This is a genomic window from Rhodococcus sp. RDE2, from assembly GCF_020885655.1.
GTDB lineage: Bacteria > Actinomycetota > Actinomycetes > Mycobacteriales > Mycobacteriaceae > Rhodococcus > Rhodococcus pyridinivorans.
In genome coordinates this window covers 2,376,195-2,392,734 of sequence record NZ_AP025186.1, presented here as the reverse complement: position 1 = coordinate 2,392,734, position 16,540 = coordinate 2,376,195, and the positions used below count along the sequence as shown (strand labels likewise).

Sequence of the window (16,540 nt, the reverse complement as noted above, 5' to 3'; positions counted from 1 at the left end):
TGTTCGTCCTACACCATCACGACGAGCGGACACCTGCCGTATCGACAACCGACGAGAAAAAATTTCTAGCCGCTGTTGCGCAACGCCGTGGCGAGACCGTTCATCGTGATCTGGATACCGCGCCGGACCCGGTCGGTGTCCTCCCCGGCACGGAACCGCCGCAGCAATTCGACCTGCAGGTGGTTGAGCGGTTCGAGATACGGGAAGCGGTTGTGCAGCGACCGCTCGAGCGCCGGATTGTCCGCGACGAGCGAGTCGTATCCCGTGATCTGCCGGTAGGCGTCGACCGTGCGGGCGTGCTCGTCGACGATGCTGCCGAACACCCGCTCGCGCAGTTCGGTGTCCTCGACGAGTTCGGAGTACCGGGCGGCCAGGCCGAGATCGGACTTGGCGAGCACCTGCGCCATGTTCGACAGCACCGAACGGAAGAACGGCCAGCGACGGTAGAGATCCTGCAGGGTCGCCAACCGGTCCGGATCACCGGCCACCCAGTCCTGCACGGCCGTTCCCGTGCCGTACCAGCCGGGGAGCATCACGCGGCTCTGGGTCCACGAGAGCACCCACGGGATGGCCCGCAGGTCGCTGATCGCCTTCGTCTGCTTGCGGGACGCGGGACGGCTGCCGATGTTGAGGGCACCGATCTCCGAGACCGGTGTCGCGGTGGTGAAGTACTCGACGAAACCCGGTGTCTCGTGCACGAGCCGGCTGTACGCGGCGCGAGCGAGATCGGCGAGTTCGTCGAGGATCCGGTAGGCCTCCGGTGCGTCCTTGCCGAGGCCCTCGACGTCGAGCAGGCTCGACTCGAGGGTCGCCGAGACGAGCGCCTCCAGGTTGCGGCGGGCGAGCACCGGTTCGCGGTACTTCGCGGCGATGACCTCGCCCTGTTCGGTCAGGCGCAGCGAGCCCTGCACCGCGCCGGGCGGCTGGGCGAGGATGGCGTCGTAGCTCGGTCCACCACCGCGGCCGACGGTGCCGCCGCGACCGTGGAACAGGCGCAGCCGGATCCCGGCGGTGCGCGCCGCCTCGACGAGGTCGAGTTCTGCGCGGTAGAGCGCCCAGTTGGCGGTGAGATAGCCGCCGTCCTTGTTGGAATCGGAGTAGCCGAGCATGATCTCCTGCAGTCCGTCGTGTCCGTCGACGAGGCTGCGGAACTCGGGCACGGCGAGCGCGGCGGTCAGCGTGGCGGCACCGCCGCGCAGGTCGTCGATCGTCTCGAACAGCGGGATGACCTGCACCGTGCTGCGCGGATAACCGCGGTCGAGATCGAGCAGCCCGACCTCCTTGAGCAGGACCTCGACCTCGAGCAGGTCGGACACCGACGTGCACATGCTGATGATGTAGTGCTCGACGGCGGCCGGTCCGATGCGACGGACCACGTCGGCCGCGGCACGCAGGATGCCGAGTTCCTTGGCGGTCTCGTCCGACAGGTGGGCGTCAGGAGCAGTGAGCGGGCGCCGGATCCGCAACTCCGCGGTGAGCAGCGCGACCTTGTCGTCCTCCGGCAGGTCGCGGTAGCGGTCGGTCACCCCCGCCCAGGAGAGCAGTTCGGCAACGACGTTCTCGTGGACCTCGGAGTTCTGCCGCAGATCGAGCGGGGCGAGATGGAAGCCGAAGACCTCGACGGCGCTGCGCAGGTGCGCGAGCCGATCGTCGGCGATCACGGCCGCGCCGCCGGCACGCAGCGAGGCGTCGACGATGTTCAGGTCGGTGTGCAGGCGGGCCGGGGTGGCATAGGGCTCGCACGGGATACGCACCGTGTGGGGCAGATCGACGCCGGGCAGCAACCTGTCCGCGGTCGCGGTGAGGCGAGCACGGATGCCGTGCACTGCGCGTCGGTACGGCTCGTCGCTGTGGGCGGGATTGTCGTCGCCCGAGTCGTCGGCGAGCTTCTTCAGAGCGCTGCTGATGGTCGCGGTGCGTTCGGACATCGACAGTGCGCGTTCGAGCGCAGCGAGTTCGGTGAGGTGGTGTCGCAGCGCGGTCTCACAGGCGCGGTTCGCTGCGGTGGTGACGACCTCGCCGTCGACATTGGGGTTGCCGTCGCGGTCGCCGCCGATCCAGGTTCCGGGCCGGACCAGCGGTTCGGTGAGCACCGCCGCGTCGGGCCAGCGTCGCCGGAGTTCGCGTCGCACTTCGGCATTGAGGGCGGGAACGACGTCGAACAGCGCGAGGTCGTAGTAGCGCAGACCGTTGTCGACCTCGTCGCTGATCCTCAGACGCGCGAGCCTGATGAGCGCGGTGTCCCACAAGGTCAGGATGTGCCGGTACAGGGCGCGGTCGATCTCCTCGAGCGCGGCGGGATCGTCGGTCCTCTCCCGGCGCCGCATGAGCTCGGTGACGGCGGTCTGGACGTCGAAGACGGTACGTCGGCGGGTCTCGGTGGGATGAGCGGTGATGACGGGGGCGACGAGAGCCGATGCGAGCGCGTCGGTCACGGTATCGGCGTCGAGACTCGGGCCGGCGGCGTCGAGTTTGGCATAGGTGGCGGCGAGGCTGCTGTCCTGCGGTGGGTCGCCTGCGCGCACGTGCAGGGCCCGACGTCGTTCGCGGTGCAGGTCCTCGGCGAGATTGGCGAGCAGACCGAAATGGCTGAACGCCCGGGCGACGGGAATCAGGTCGTCGGTGGCGACGCCGGCGAAGCGTTCGGCGAGTTCGGTGCGGTCGATCTCGGAGCGCCGGATCCGGAAACTCTCCACCCGGGCGGATTCGACCAGGTCGAAGGTCTCGGGTCCCGCCTGCTCACGGATGACGTTGCCGAGGATGCCGCCGAGCAGGCGGATGTCCTCGCGGAGTGGTTCGGTCGCAGAGGCAGGCACAGTGTCCGTCATACAGCCAGTATCTGTGCCTGGTAGCCGGGGCGCGACCGCGGCAGCGGCCGTGCACCCGCGGGGATCAGCTGAACTTGATCTGCAGTCCGATGCCGAGGATCGAGATCACCCAGATGATGCCGGTGAAGACGGTGAGACGGTCGAGGTTCTTCTCCGCCACGGTCGAGCCCGAGAGATTGGACTGGACTCCGCCACCGAACAGGCTGGACAGACCACCGCCCTTACCGCGGTGCAGCAGCACCAGCAGGATGAGCAACAGGCTCGTGACGATCAGGAGGATGTCCAGGAACAGTTCCATGTCGGTGTTCGATGTCCTTCGGATGGTGGGCGACGTCGGCGTCAGCTTACCCGCTCGTCATACGGGGATGCTGCGGGTGTGCCAGGGACGGTCGTCGTGGCTGCGCGGGTCGGGGTAGCAACACCGCGGTGAGGCGAAACGCGGGTGGGGTGCAGGATCTCGTCGAGATCCTGCACCCCACCGTGATGCCGGTCGCTCTAGAGAAGCGGACCGCCTGCGGCGATCGCCGACAGCTGGGCGAATTCGTCGGCCTTGAGGGAGGCGCCTCCCACGAGGCCGCCGTCGACGTCGGTCTGAGCGATGAGCTCACCGACGTTCTTGGCGTTGACCGACCCGCCGTACAGGACGCGGACCGACGCCGCGACCTCGGGCGAGGCCAGCTCGGCGAGAGTGTTGCGCACCGCGGCGCACACCTCCTGCGCGTCGGCCGCCGAGGCGACCTTGCCCGTGCCGATGGCCCAGACCGGCTCGTACGCGACGACGATCTTCGCGATCTCCTCGGCGGACAGGCCGGCGAGCGAGTTCTTCAACTGCTCGACGTTGTACTCGACGTGGTTGCCGGCTTCGCGGACGTCGAGTCCTTCACCGATGCACACGATCGGCGTGAGACCGTGCCGCAGCGCGGCCTTGGTCTTGTCGCGGACGATCTCGTCGGTCTCACCGTGCAGGGTGCGACGCTCCGAGTGCCCGACCACCACGTAGGTGCAGCCGAGCTTCGCGAGCATCGCGCCGGAGATCTCGCCGGTGTAGGCGCCGGAGTCGTGGACCGACAGGTCCTGGGCTCCGTAGGTGATGCCGAGCTTGTCGCCCTCGACGAGGGTCTGCACCGAGCGGATGTCGGTGAACGGCGGGATGACCGTCACGTCGACCTTCTCGAGGTACTTCTCGGGAAGGGTGAACGCGATCTTCTGCACCAGAGCGATGGCCTCGAGGTGGTTGAGGTTCATCTTCCAGTTGCCCGCGATGAGCGGTGTCCGTGCCATGACCGTCAGCCCTCCAGAACTGCGATGCCGGGCAGTTCCTTGCCCTCGAGGTACTCGAGGGAGGCGCCACCACCGGTGGAGATGTGCGAGAAGCGGTCCTCACCGAGTCCGAGCGACCGCACGGCCGCAGCGGAGTCGCCACCGCCGACGACGCTGAACGCTCCCTTGCCGGTGGCCTCGATGATCGCTTCCGCGACACCCTTCGTTCCGGCCGCGAAGTTCTCGAACTCGAACACGCCCATGGGGCCGTTCCAGAACACTGTCTTCGCCGAGCCGAGGAGCGAGGCGAAGCGCTGCACGGATTCCGGTCCGATGTCGAGGCCCATCCATCCGTCGGGGATGGAGTCGGCCGCGACGGTCTGCAACTGTGCGTCGGCCGCGAACTTGTCGGCCACCACCACGTCCTGCGGGATGTGGATGACGTCGCCGAAGCGTTCGAGCAGCTGCTTGCAGGTGTCGATCATCGACTCCTCGAGCAGCGAGGTGCCGACCGAGTAGCCCTGTGCCGCAAGGAAGGTGAAGCACATACCGCCACCGATGACGAGCGTGTCGACCTTGGGTGCGAGCGCCTCGATGACCCCGAGCTTGTCGGAGACCTTCGAGCCGCCGAGCACCACGGCGTACGGACGCTCGGTGTCGGTGGTGAGCTTGGCGAGCACGTCGACCTCGGCTGCGACGAGACCACCCGCGTAGTGCGGGAGCAGCGTCGCGACGTCGTAGACCGACGCCTGCTTGCGGTGCACGACACCGAAGCCGTCGGAGACGAATGCGCCGTCGTCGCCGACGAGCTCGACGAGCTCACGGGCGAAGGCGAGCCGCGCGGCGTCGTCCTTGCTGGTCTCGCGAGCGTCGAAGCGGACGTTCTCGAGCAGGAGGATGTCGCCGTCGGTCAGCCCTTCGGAACGCGCGAGCGCATCCTGCCCGACGACGTCGGAGGCGAGCTGGACGTTGCGGCCGAGCACCTCACCGAGCTTCGCTGCGACGGGCGCGAGCGAGTACTTCGGATCCGGCTCGCCCTTGGGGCGGCCGAGGTGCGCGGTCACGACGACCTTGGCCCCGGCCTCCGCGAGCGCGCGGATGGTGGGCGCGGACGCGAGGATGCGGCCGGCATCGGTGATCGTGTCGCCGTCGAGCGGGACGTTGAGGTCGGAGCGCACGAGTACGCCCCGACCCTCCACACCTGCGTCGAGCAGATCCTCGAGGGTCTGAACTGCCACTGTTCAAATGTCCTGTTCTACGAGTTTCAGAGAGACTTGCCGACGAGACCGGTGAGGTCGGCAAGACGATTCGAGTAGCCCCACTCGTTGTCGTACCAGGAGACGACCTTGACCTGCTCGTCGATGACCTTGGTCAGAGGCGCGTCGAAGATCGACGAGTGCGGGTCGGTGACGATGTCCGAGGACACGATCGGATCGGTGTTGTACTTCAGGATGCCCTTCAGCGGACCCTCCGCGGCAGCCTTCAGTGCGGCGTTGACCTCGTCGGCGGTGGCCTTCTTGGTGAGGGTCGCGGTGAGGTCGGTGACCGAGCCCGTCGGGACCGGGACGCGCAGCGCGTAGCCGTCGAGCTTGCCGAGCAGCTCGGGGAGCACGAGGCCGATGGCCTTGGCGGCGCCTGTGCCGGTGGGGACGATGTTCAGGGCGGCGGCGCGAGCGCGACGCAGATCCTTGTGCGGTCCATCCTGCAGGTTCTGATCCTGGGTGTACGCGTGGATCGTGGTCATCAGGCCCTTCTCGATGCCGAATTCGTCGTTCAGCACCTTTGCGAGGGGGCCGAGGCAGTTCGTGGTGCACGAGGCGTTGGAGATGATGTTCTGCGTGCCGTCGTACTTGTCGTGGTTGACACCCATGACGATGGTGATGTCCTCGTCGGTGGCGGGCGCCGAGATGATGACCTTCTTGGCACCGGCGTCGATGTGACCCTTCGCCTTGGCGGCGTTGGTGAAGATGCCGGTGGACTCGACGACGACGTCGACACCGAGGTCGCCCCACGGTAGAGCGGAGGGGCCTTCCTTGATCGAGAGGGCCTTGATCTTCCGGTCGCCGACGACGATGTCGTCGCCCTCGACATGCACGTCCTTGTCGAGGCGCCCCAGGATCGAGTCGTACTTCAGGAGCGTCGCGAGGGTGTCGTTGTCGGTGAGGTCGTTGACGGCAACGATCTCGATGTCGGTGGTACCGAGTGCCTTCTGTGCCTCGACCGCCCGGAAGAAGTTGCGCCCGATGCGTCCGAATCCGTTCACGCCTACGCGGACAGTCACAATGAAGCTCCTTTGCCCAGTATTCGATGGTCGTGGTGGTGCTCGTGCTCGTGTGACCTCCACCCTAGTGGGATGTGGCCGTACTGCGGGGAGCCGCCCGGTCGTGGCGCGAACTCCCTTGCAAGCCTGCCCCGCTATGCCTCGTCCAGCAACTCAGCGGTGACGGCCGACTCCGTGTCGGGGATCCCGAGTTCCTTCGCTCGACGATCCGCCATCGACAGCAGACGGCGGATCCGTCCCGCGACGGCATCCTTGGTCATCGGCGGATCGGCGAGCTGACCGAGTTCCTCGAGGGACGCCTGACGGTGCTGCACGCGCAGCGCGCCGGCGGCGGCGAGGTGATCGGGAACGTCGGCGCCCAGGATCGCCAACGCCCGCTCGACCCGCGCAGCGGCAGCGACGGCGGCGCGTGCGGACCGGCGCAGATTGGCGTCGTCGAAGTTGGCGAGACGGTTCGCGGTCGCCCGCACCTCGCGGCGCATGCGACGTTCCTCCCAGACCAGCCGGGTGTCCTGCGCGCCCATGTGGGTGAGCAGCGCGCCGATGGCCTCGCCGTCGCGGATCACCACGCGGTCGGCGCCGCGCACCTCACGTGCCTTGGCGGTGACGCCGAGCCGGCGGGCGGCGCCGACGAGCGCGAGGGCGGCCTCCGGGCCGGGGCAGCTGACCTCGAGGGCCGAGGAACGGCCCGGTTCGGTGAGCGAACCGTGGGCGAGGAACGCTCCGCGCCACGCCGCGGCGGAGTCGGAGACGCTGCCACCGACCACCTGCGCAGGCAGTCCGCGCACGGGTCGTCCGCGCCCGTCGAGCAGGCCGGTGCGGCGGGCCAGCGCCTCACCGTCCTTGCCGACGCGGACGATGTACCGGGAGCTCTTGCGCAGACCGCCCGCGCCGAGCACCTGGATCTCGGCGGGATAGCTGTAGAGCTCGAAGATCTCGCGGCGGAGGCGACGTGCGATCGATCCGAGGTCGACCTCGGCCTCGACGACCACCCGTCCGGCGACGATGTGCAATCCCCCGGCGAAGCGCAGGAGGGCGGACACCTCGGCCTTGCGATTGCTGATCCTGGTGACCGACAACCTGCTCAGCTCGTCCTTGACCTCCGCTGTCATTGCCACGAGACGCTCTCCCTCCCGTCCCCGCGCGCGGCACGGACTCCACCGCGCGAGGACAGACATGTTTCCAGTGCCCCCGCCAACTTGGCGGGGTCGTGTCGATGCGTACCGGGCTCGGCGACGTCGACGAACGAGACGTCCGCTCCGAATCGGGCCGCGGACCGGCTCAGGTGCTCGCGCTCGCGTCCTTCCGGTACCGAGGCAGCATCCACGACGACGTGGTCGACACGGAAATCGGGGGCGTGCTGGGCGAGAACGTGCAGGTGACGTTCCGCGGAGAAGCCGGCGGTCTCCCCCGGTTCCGCCGCGAGGTTGAGCACGAGGACCTTGAGCGCCGTCGTGTGGACCAACGCCTCGTGCAGGTCCGGGACGAGCACGTGCGGGATGACGCTCGAGAACCAGGATCCCGGGCCGAGCACCACGAGATCGGCCTCGCACACCGCGTCGAGCGCCGGCGGACAGGCCGGCGGATCGGCGGGGATCAGGCGGACGCGGCGCACCTTGCCCGGGGTGGTCGCCACCGCGACCTGTCCCCGGATGCAGCGGCTCACCCGCGGGTCGGATTCGAGTCCCGACACGTCGGCTTCGATGTCGAGGGGGATCGGCGACATGGGCAGTACCCGACCGCGTACGTCGAGGACGCGAGCGAGCATGTCGAGAGCAGTGACGGTGTCGCCCGCCACCTCGGCAAGCCCGGCGAGGATCAGGTTGCCGACGGAGTGCCCGGCGAGTGCGCCTGTGCCGCCGAAGCGGTGTTGGACGGTCTCGGTCCACACCCGGACCTCGTCGTCGCGGCCGGCGAGTGCGGCGAGGGCCATGCGCAGGTCGCCGGGTGGGACGACGCCGAGTTCGGCGCGCAGCCGTCCCGAGGAACCTCCGTCGTCGGCGACGGTCACGACGGCGGTGACCCGGTCGGTGAGGCGCCGGACGGCACTGAGCGTCGCGTACAGACCGTGTCCGCCGCCGAGAGCGGTGATCGCAGGTCCGGGCGCTGCCCCGGGGTTCGGAGCGCTGTCGGAGTTCGGAGTCTCGGCGTTCACTCGCGCCCCAGATCCCGGTGCACCACGTTCACCGTCAGATCCGGTGCCTGCTCGAGGCGTGCGGCGAGGGCCTCGGCCATCGCCACGCTCCGGTGTTTCCCTCCGGTGCAGCCCACTGCAATCGTCATGTAGCGCTTCCCCTCCCGACGGTAACCGGCGGTCGTCAGATCGAGCAGCCGGTGATAGGTGGCGAGATAGTCCTCGGCACCGTCGCGGGAGAGTACATAGTCGCGCACCGCCGCGTCCTGCCCGGTGTGCGGACGCAGTTCGGCGATCCAGTGGGGGTTCGGCAGGAACCGCACGTCGCACACGACGTCGGAGTCCATGGGCAGGCCGTACTTGAAGCCGAACGACTCCACGGTCACCCGGATGGTGTCGGATGCGGCGTCGCCGAAGGCCGCATCGATCTTGCGACGCAGATCGGGCCCGGACAGCGCGGACGTGTCGATGACGAGGTCGGCCGCGGCCTTGACGGGAGCGAGCTGCTCGCGTTCGACGGCGATGCCGTCGGTGAGCGTGCGGTCGGCCGTGTCGGACTGCAGCGGATGGCTGCGGCGCACCTGCTCGAACCGCCGGACGAGCACCGAGTCGGCGGCTTCGAGGAAGAGCACCCGGGTGTTGACCGGGCGGGCCGCCAGATCGGTGACCACGCGTTCGAGGTCGCCGGTGAACAACCGGCTGCGCACGTCCATCACCACGGCGAGGCGTTGCAGCGGAGGTTCGGCCTGCACCGCGAGATCGATCATCGACAGCACCAACTGGGGCGGGAGGTTCTCCGCGACGTACCACCCGAGATCCTCGAGGGCGGTCGCCGCCGTACTCAGTCCGGCTCCGGACAGGCCGGTGACGACGATGACCTCGGCCTGCGCCGGCCGTTCTCCGTCGACACCCTGTTCCGAACCGTCCGCCATCCCCGGGATCCGACCCACTTCGGTCACTGTTCCGACTCCGCTCGTACTCCCGACACGCCGACTGAGCCATCATCGCCTACCGGCGTGTCGCCCGCATCCGCGGCAGCCGGGTCGACCACAGGTGCCGTAACCGGAGCGCCCGCAGGGGCGGGGGTGGCGTCGCTCTCGTCCGCGACGGTCGGGGAGTCGGTGTCCTGCGGCGATTCGGCCGGAGCGGGTGCGTCACCCCGCAGCGCCTCGAGGACGGCCTTCGCCGTGGCCTGCCCGATCCCGGGCACCGCGGTGATCTCCTCGACGCTCGCCTCCCGCAGTCGCGCGACGGACCCGAAGTGGGTGACGAGCGCCTTGCGCCGGGTATCGCCGAGACCGCGGACCCCGTCGAGAGCGGAGGCCGTCATGCGCTTGGACCGCTTGCTGCGGTGGTAGGTGATCGCGAAACGGTGTGCCTCGTCGCGGATGCGCTGCAGCAGGAACAGCGACTCGCTGGTCCGCGGGAGGATCACCGGATCCTCCTCCCCCGGCACCCACACCTCCTCGAGACGCTTCGCGAGTCCGACGACCGCGACATCGGTGACACCGAGTTCGTCGAGGACCTCGCCCGCAGCCGCGACCTGCGGTGCACCACCGTCGACGACGAACAGGTTCGGCGGATAGGCGAACCGCCGCGGACGGCCCGTCGCCGGGTCCAGTGCCGCTTCGGGCGCCAGATCCCCGCCGTCGCCTCCCTCCGGGGCGGAACCGTCCGGATCTGCCTGCCGGGCGAGGTCGCGGTTGTGGCGGAGGAAACGCCGGCGCGTGACCTCGGCGATCGAAGCGACGTCGTCGGAGTGCCCGTCGCCGGCGGCGTGCTTGATGGCGTAGTGCCGGTAGTCGGACTTACGGGGCAACCCGTCCTCGAAGACGACCAGCGATGCGACGACGTCGGTGCCCTGCACGTGGCTGATGTCGACGCACTCGATGCGCAGCGGCGCCGAGTCGAGGTCGAGGGCGTCCTGGATGCCCTGCAACGCCGCCGATCGGGCGTTGAAGTCGCCCGCGCGCCGCAGCTTGTGCTGCGCGAGTGCTTCCTTGGCATTGCGCTCGACCGTGTCGGCCAGTGCCTTCTTGTCGCCGCGCTGCGGGATGCGCAGACGCACGGGACCGCCGCGCAGGCGCCCGAGCCAGCGGCTCATCTCGTCCGGGTCGGGCGGCAGGGCGGGAACGAGCACCTCGCGCGGCACAGCGCTGGTGGCGTCCGCGTCGTCGGTGCCGAGCGCGGCCTCCTCGCCGTAGAACTGGGTGAGGAACTGTTCGACGAGCAGCGAGAGTTCTTCGGCGTCGTCGGTCCCCTCGGCGGCCTCGACGCCTTCGACGTCGCGGTCCTCGGGACGGTCGAGCACGTCACCGGACTTCTCGACGACCCAGCCCCGCTGACCCCGCACGCGACCGCCGCGCACATGGAAGACCTGGACGGCCACCTCGAGGTCGTCGCCCGCGAACGCCACGAGGTCGGCGTCGGTGCCGTCGCCGAGCACGACGGCCTGCTTCTCGAGTGCCTTGCGCAGCGCCCCCAGATCGTCGCGCAGGCGAGCTGCGGTCTCGAAGTCGAGTTCCTCCGCGGCGGCCTGCATCCGCTTCTCGACATCGCGGACGAGCTTGTCGGTGCGACCGGCGAGGAAGTCGCAGAAGTCCTCGACGATGCGGCGATGTTCGTCGGCGGAGACGCGTCCGACGCACGGCGCGGAGCACTTGTCGATGTAGCCGAGCAGGCACGGGCGGCCGATCTGCGCGTGCCGCTTGAAGACCCCGGCCGAGCACGTGCGCGACGGGAACACCCGCAGCAGCAGGTCGAGGGTCTCGCGGATCGCCCAGGCGTGCGAGTAGGGACCGAAATAGCGCACACCCTTGCGGCGCGGCCCACGATAGACGAACAGGCGGGGATATTCCTCGTTCAACGTGACCGCGAGCATCGGGTACGTCTTGTCGTCGCGGTAGCGGACGTTGAACCGGGGGTCGAACTCCTTGATCCAGTTGTACTCGAGTTGGAGTGCCTCGACCTCGGTGCGCACCACCGTCCACTCGACCCGGCCCGCGGTGGTCACCATCTGACGGGTGCGCGGATGCAGCGAGGCGATATCGGCGAAGTACGAGTTCAGGCGGGACCGGAGGTTCTTCGCCTTGCCGACGTAGACGACCCGGCCGTGCGGGTCGCGGAACTTGTAGACCCCCGGCTCCGTGGGAATGGAACCGGGGGCTGGGCGATATGTCGAGGGGTCGGGCACAGGTCCAGGCTAGTCGTCGCCCCTGACGGCTCCGCCGTCCTTGTCACTGACGGCTCCGCCGTCGTCATTACGCCTGACGGCTCCGCCGCCGTCGTGGTTGTCGCGGACGGTGTAGCGGGATTCGAGTTCGCGGAAAAGCTCGAGCGCGTCCACGGCGCGTTCCCCGTCGCGCGCCTGGATGGCGACGACGGGCACGTACTCGTCGAACGGCAGCTCGAGACGGGCCCAGGGTGCGCCGTGGTCGAAGAACAGCCCGCGCACGTCGGTCCACGGGATGTGTCGTTCGGCGACCACGTTGCGGACGGAGACGCCGTCGGCACCCGCCCGCAGCCGCGGCCGGGTGAACAGCAGGACGCCTCCGGTGAGCACGACACCGATGGCGAGGATCGCGATCTGGTCGACGACCCGCAGGTTCACACCGGTGTCGCCGCCCCCGCGGAGCACGAGCGCCGCGAAGATGTGGAGGGCCATGACGACGACCGCCGCCACGACGACCCAGCGCCGCATCTTCTCCGGGCGTACCTCGAGATCCCAGCCGGTCTCGTCGTGGGTCAACGCGCCGCCTTCCGCAGCCGCCGCAGGGTCACGGCGGTGTCGAGTGCCGCCGCGCAGGCCTGGCCGCCCTTGTCCTCTGCGGAGCCGGGCAGACCGGCGCGGTCGCGGGCCTGCTGTTCGGTGTCGGTGGTGAGGACGCCGTTGCCCACCGGGGTGCCCTCGTCGAGCGCGATCCGGGTGAGGCCGTAGGTCACGGCGTCGCACACGTACTCGAAGTGCGGCGTGCCACCACGGATCACCACGCCGAGCGCGACGACCGCGTCGTGGGTGCGGGCGAGCTGCTGCGCGACGACGGGAAGCTCGATCGCTCCGGCGACCCGCTCGAGGGTGACGTCGGTGACGCCCGCCTGCTCGGCGACACGCTGTGCGCCGGCGATGAGGGCGTCGGAGATCTCGGTGTGCCAGCGACCGGCGACGATCGCGAGGCTCAGTCCCGCGGCGTCGGCGAGCTGCAGGTCGGGCAGGCCTTCGCCGCTCATCAGGCGTCTCCCTCGTCGAACTCGTCGAGACCGATCAGGTCGTGGCCCATGCGATCGCGCTTGGTGCGCAGGTACGAGATGTTCTCGCGGTTCGCGCGCAACGGCATCGGGACGCGCTCGGTGATCTGCAGGCCGTAGCCGTCGAGACCGACGCGCTTGGCCGGGTTGTTGGTCAGCAGGCGCATCGACGAGATGCCGAGGTCGACGAGGATCTGGGCGCCGATGCCGTAGTCGCGGGCGTCGGCGGGCAGGCCGAGCTGCAGGTTGGCGTCGACGGTGTCGGAACCGGAGTCCTGCAGCTGGTAGGCCTGCAGCTTGTGCATCAGGCCGATGCCGCGTCCCTCGTGGCCGCGCATGTACAGCACGACGCCGCGGCCTTCCTCGGCCACCATCTCGAGGGCGGCGTCGAGCTGCGGACCGCAGTCGCAGCGCAGCGACCCGAAGACGTCGCCGGTCAGGCATTCGGAGTGCACGCGCACGAGCACGTCGGAGCCGTCGCCGTCCGGGCCGGCGATGTCGCCGCGGACGAGCGCGACGTGTTCGACCTCGTCGTAGATGCTCTGGTAGCCGACGGCCGTGAAGTCGCCGTGCCGGGTGGGGATGCGGGCCTCGGCGACGCGCACGACATGCTTCTCGTGCTTGCGGCGCCACGCGATGAGATCCGCGATCGAGATCAGGGCGAGCTCGTGCTCGTCGGCGAAGACCCGCAGTTCGTCGGTGCGGGCCATCTCGCCTTCGTCCTTCTGCGAGACGATCTCGCAGATGACGCCGGCCGGCCGCAGGTCGGCCATGCGGGCGAGGTCGACGGCGGCCTCGGTGTGCCCGGGCCGGCGCAGGACGCCGCCCTCCTTGGCGCGCAGCGGCACCACGTGACCGGGACGCGTGAAGTCCTGGGCGGTGGAGGTCGGGTCGGCGAGCAGCCGCATGGTGGCGGCGCGGTCGGACGCGGAGATACCCGTGCCGATGCCTTCCTTCGCGTCGACGGTGACCGTGTAGGCGGTGCCGTGCTTGTCCTGGTTGACGCTGTACATGGGAGGCAGACCGAGACGGTCGCAGTCCTCGCCGTCCAGCGGCACGCACAGGTAACCGGATGTGTAGCGGACCATGAACGCCACGAGTTCCGGCGTTGCCTTCTCCGCAGCGAAGATGAGGTCGCCCTCGTTTTCACGGTCTTCGTCGTCGACCACGACGACCGCCTTACCGGCGGCGATGTCGGCGACCGCGCGCTCGATGGTGTCGAACCTCGTCACTTCCCTGGACTCCAACTCTCGTATCCGGACGACTCGTGCTCCGCGTCCACTGTCGATCTCCACAGTACGACGCGTCAGCGCGCGTTCTGCAGGCGCTCCACGTACTTGGCGATCACGTCGACCTCGAGGTTGACGAGGGTGCCCGGCTCGGCGGTGCCGAGGGTCGTCAGCGACAGGGTGGTCGGGATGAGCGAGATCTCGAACCACTCCTCCCCTCGTTCCCCTCCGAGACCCGAGACCGTCAGCGAGACACCGTCGACGGTGATCGAGCCCTTTTCGACGACGTAGCGGGAGATTTCGGACGGGAGCGAGATGCGCACCACGGTCCAGTTCTCCGAGGGTGTGCGGGAGACGACGGCGCCGGTGGCGTCGACGTGGCCCTGCACGAGGTGGCCGCCGAGGCGGCTGTTCAGTGCGGCGGCGCGTTCGAGGTTGACGGAGCTGCCGAGGGTGAGCTGTCCGAGCGAAGACCGGTTCAGCGTCTCCTGCATCACATCGGCGGTGAAGGCCCCACCGTCGAGGACGTCGACGACCGTCAGGCACACCCCGTTGACCGCGATCGAATCGCCGTGCTTGGCGTCGGAGGTGACCAGCGGTCCGCGCACGGTGAAGCGTGCCGCGTCGGCGAGGTCCTCCTTCGCGACGATCTCCCCGAGTTCCTCGACGATGCCGGTGAACATGTTCCGCTCCTTAGCTCCCGATCCGCGACCGGGTCCGATTCAGTTGTCCCGGTCCGGGACGAGTGTCAACAGAATGTCCGAGCCGACGGTCTCGACCCGTTCCCGGCGGAACCGTAGCGCGTCGGAGATCGTGCCCACGCCGGCGTCCTCGACGGCGGCCTCACCGGCTCCGAGCACGACGGGCGCCAGGTAGGCCTGGATGCGGTCGACGCAGCCCGCTGCGAGGAAGGCGCCCGCGAGCCGGGGGCCGCCCTCGAGCAGCACGTCGGGTCGGTCGCCGAGCGCGTCGAGCACCTCCCCGATGTCGTGGGTGCGCAACACCAGCGTCGGCGCCGCGTCGTCGAGAACCCTTGCAGAGGTGGGAATCTCACGCATGCCGACGACGACCCGCAGCGGCTGGTGCGGCGCGAGTTCACCGTCGGGCAGACGGGCGGTCAGCCACGGATCGTCGGCGAGGACGGTGCCGGTTCCGACGATGATGGCATCGAGCCGGCTGCGCTGGTCGTGCACGCGCGCACGCGATTCGGGACCGGAGATCCACTTGCTCGTGCCGTCGGCGGCCGCGCTGCGGCCGTCCATCGACGCGGCGTACTTCCACGTCACGTGCGGCCGGCCGGTGTGCTGCCGGTGCAGCCATGCCCGCAGCGGGCCGCGCGCGACGGCCTCGGCACCGAGGCCGGGATGCACGGCGATGCCCGCGGCGCGGAGGGTGTCGGCGCCTCCCCCGGCGACGGGATTCGGGTCGGCGACGGAGTAGTACACCGTCGCGATCCCCGCCTCGATGAGGGCAAGCGCGCACGGGCCGGTGCGGCCGGTGTGGTTGCACGGTTCGAGGGTGACGACGGCGGTGCCGCCGCGCGCGCGTTCGCCCGCGGCCTCGAGTGCCCGGACCTCCGCGTGCGGACCGCCGGGTGGTGCGGTGGCCCCGACACCCGCCACCGCGCCGTCCGCATCGAGGATCACCGCTCCGACAGGCGGGTTGGGGCTGGTCGTGCCCCGCACGGCCTCCGAGGCGTCGAGCGCGAACTGGAGGGCTTCGGCGATCTCGGGTGCGGTCACGGCGCGAGCGTCAGGTGCGGGGATGCAGCCCCGGCCTGCGCCCGCAGCTTGCGGACCGCCTCACCGGGATCGGCGGCGCCGTAGACGGCGGACCCGGCGACGAAGCAGTCCACACCGGCTTCCGCGGCGGCCTCGATGGTGTCGGCGTTGATGCCGCCGTCGATCTCGACGAGCAGGCGCAGTTCACCCGAGTCGACGAGGCGACGCACCTGACGGGCCTTGTCGAGGACGTCCGGGATGAAGGACTGACCACCGAAGCCCGGCTCGACGCTCATCACCAGCAGCGTGTCGAATTCCTTCAGGATCTCGAGATAGGGCTCGATGGGGGTGCCGGGCTTGACGGACAGCCCGGCCTTGCCGCCGGCCGCGCGGATGTCGCGGGCCACGGCGACCGGGTCGTCGGTCGCCTCCGCGTGGAAGGTGACGTTGTGGGCACCGGCCTCGGCGTAGGGCGGAGCCCACCGACCGGGGTTCTCGATCATCAGGTGACAGTCGAGCGGGATGTCGGTCGCCTTCAGCAGCGACTCGACGACCGGAAGACCGAGCGTCAGGTTCGGAACGAAATGGGCGTCCATCACGTCGACGTGGAGCCAGTCGGCACCGGCGACGGCCTGCGCCTCGTCGGCGAGACGAGCGAAATCCGCGGACAGGATGGACGGAGCGATCATCGGGTGGGCCACAACCGACGAGTCTAGTCGGCGCCCTCCACCGGGTCGGACCTGCGTCGGACCGGCGGTCCACAGCCGAACCGCCGGGAATTTCCGCTCTCGGGCGCATTGGTGCCATCAGGTGGCCGTTATGCCCGGAAGGCTGGCAGTCAC

General features: G+C 69.4%; 15 protein-coding genes. All 15 read right to left on the bottom strand.

Annotation, left to right across the window (positions count from 1 at the left end):
• Positions 1-65: 65 nt before the first annotated feature.
• The 15 genes from ppc to rpe all read right to left on the bottom strand — a co-directional run bounded on the left by ppc (position 66) and on the right by rpe (position 16,399).
• The gene (ppc, locus tag LPH33_RS11150; protein WP_229568029.1) at positions 66-2,828 is read right to left on the bottom strand and encodes a phosphoenolpyruvate carboxylase; all 2,763 of its coding nucleotides are present in this window, start codon (positions 2,826-2,828) and stop codon (positions 66-68) included.
• A gap of 64 nt (positions 2,829-2,892) precedes the next feature.
• A complete protein-coding gene (gene secG, locus LPH33_RS11145; RefSeq protein ID WP_006551479.1) occupies positions 2,893-3,126 on the bottom strand; it encodes a preprotein translocase subunit SecG in 234 nt (77 codons plus the stop codon).
• A 197-nt stretch (positions 3,127-3,323) separates the two neighbouring features.
• Positions 3,324-4,109, bottom strand: coding sequence for a triose-phosphate isomerase (gene tpiA, locus LPH33_RS11140; RefSeq protein WP_016691702.1), 786 nt, complete (start codon positions 4,107-4,109; stop codon positions 3,324-3,326).
• Between the two features lie 5 nt (positions 4,110-4,114).
• Positions 4,115-5,326: a phosphoglycerate kinase gene (locus LPH33_RS11135; protein ID WP_229568028.1), complete on the bottom strand. Its 1,212-nt coding sequence runs from the start codon at positions 5,324-5,326 to the stop codon at positions 4,115-4,117.
• Between the two features lie 26 nt (positions 5,327-5,352).
• On the bottom strand, positions 5,353-6,369 hold the full coding sequence (gene gap, locus LPH33_RS11130; protein ID WP_160875018.1) for a type I glyceraldehyde-3-phosphate dehydrogenase: 1,017 nt from the start codon (positions 6,367-6,369) through the stop codon (positions 5,353-5,355).
• A 134-nt stretch (positions 6,370-6,503) separates the two neighbouring features.
• Positions 6,504-7,487 (bottom strand): DNA-binding protein WhiA, encoded by a 984-nt coding sequence (whiA, locus tag LPH33_RS11125; RefSeq protein WP_006551475.1) that lies wholly within the window; start codon positions 7,485-7,487, stop codon positions 6,504-6,506.
• Entirely contained in the window at positions 7,478-8,524 is a 1,047-nt protein-coding gene (locus LPH33_RS11120; RefSeq protein WP_301843947.1) for a gluconeogenesis factor YvcK family protein, read from the bottom strand. The genes whiA and LPH33_RS11120 overlap by 10 nt, the downstream gene beginning before the upstream one ends.
• A complete protein-coding gene (rapZ, locus tag LPH33_RS11115) occupies positions 8,521-9,435 on the bottom strand; it encodes an RNase adapter RapZ (RefSeq protein ID WP_106199890.1) in 915 nt (304 codons plus the stop codon). The genes LPH33_RS11120 and rapZ overlap by 4 nt, the downstream gene beginning before the upstream one ends.
• A 23-nt stretch (positions 9,436-9,458) precedes the next feature.
• Entirely contained in the window at positions 9,459-11,696 is a 2,238-nt protein-coding gene (gene uvrC, locus LPH33_RS11110) for an excinuclease ABC subunit UvrC (protein WP_229568026.1), read from the bottom strand.
• A gap of 9 nt (positions 11,697-11,705) precedes the next feature.
• Entirely contained in the window at positions 11,706-12,251 is a 546-nt protein-coding gene (locus LPH33_RS11105) for a PH domain-containing protein (RefSeq protein ID WP_229568025.1), read from the bottom strand.
• Complete coding sequence (gene ribH / locus LPH33_RS11100; RefSeq protein WP_016691694.1) at positions 12,248-12,730, bottom strand: 6,7-dimethyl-8-ribityllumazine synthase; 483 nt, start codon at positions 12,728-12,730, stop codon at positions 12,248-12,250. Before ribH ends, LPH33_RS11105 begins: the two co-directional genes overlap by 4 nt.
• Positions 12,730-13,980, bottom strand: a complete 1,251-nt coding sequence (locus LPH33_RS11095; RefSeq protein WP_016691693.1) for a bifunctional 3,4-dihydroxy-2-butanone-4-phosphate synthase/GTP cyclohydrolase II — start codon at positions 13,978-13,980, stop codon at positions 12,730-12,732. Before LPH33_RS11095 ends, ribH begins: the two co-directional genes overlap by 1 nt.
• A 74-nt stretch (positions 13,981-14,054) precedes the next feature.
• On the bottom strand, positions 14,055-14,660 hold the full coding sequence (locus LPH33_RS11090) for a riboflavin synthase (RefSeq protein WP_016691692.1): 606 nt from the start codon (positions 14,658-14,660) through the stop codon (positions 14,055-14,057).
• A 39-nt stretch (positions 14,661-14,699) separates the two neighbouring features.
• The gene (gene ribD, locus LPH33_RS11085; RefSeq protein ID WP_016691691.1) at positions 14,700-15,719 is read right to left on the bottom strand and encodes a bifunctional diaminohydroxyphosphoribosylaminopyrimidine deaminase/5-amino-6-(5-phosphoribosylamino)uracil reductase RibD; all 1,020 of its coding nucleotides are present in this window, start codon (positions 15,717-15,719) and stop codon (positions 14,700-14,702) included.
• Complete coding sequence (rpe, locus tag LPH33_RS11080; protein ID WP_160875010.1) at positions 15,716-16,399, bottom strand: ribulose-phosphate 3-epimerase; 684 nt, start codon at positions 16,397-16,399, stop codon at positions 15,716-15,718. The genes ribD and rpe overlap by 4 nt, the downstream gene beginning before the upstream one ends.
• Positions 16,400-16,540: the final 141 nt, after the last annotated feature.